Source organism: Frigoribacterium sp. Leaf186, assembly GCF_001423905.1.
GTDB lineage: Bacteria > Actinomycetota > Actinomycetes > Actinomycetales > Microbacteriaceae > Frigoribacterium.
The window spans coordinates 361-565 of record NZ_LMPQ01000013.1 but is presented as its reverse complement, the minus strand read 5'-3'; the positions used below and the strand labels follow the sequence as shown (position 1 = coordinate 565).

Sequence of the window (205 nt, the reverse complement as noted above, 5' to 3'; positions counted from 1 at the left end):
CTACTTGTCGTTAACTTAGTACCACACGTCTCTTTTCGCATACAGGGCTATCACCTGCTATGGCCAGTCTTTCCAAACTGTTTTGCTAAGAGTCGTGCTATCACTAACAGGCTCTTCCGATTTCGCTCGCCACTACTTTCGGAATCTCGGTTGATGTCTTTTCCTCGAGCTACTGAGATGTTTCAGTTCACCCGGTTCGCCTCGC

Annotated in this window: 1 rRNA gene (cut by both window edges); it reads right to left on the bottom strand. The window is 48.3% G+C overall.

Annotated elements, in window-relative coordinates:
* A 23S ribosomal RNA gene (locus ASG05_RS16060) occupies positions 1 to 205 on the bottom strand (its annotated part extends past both window edges: 467 nt to the left, 246 nt to the right); the annotation flags it as partial.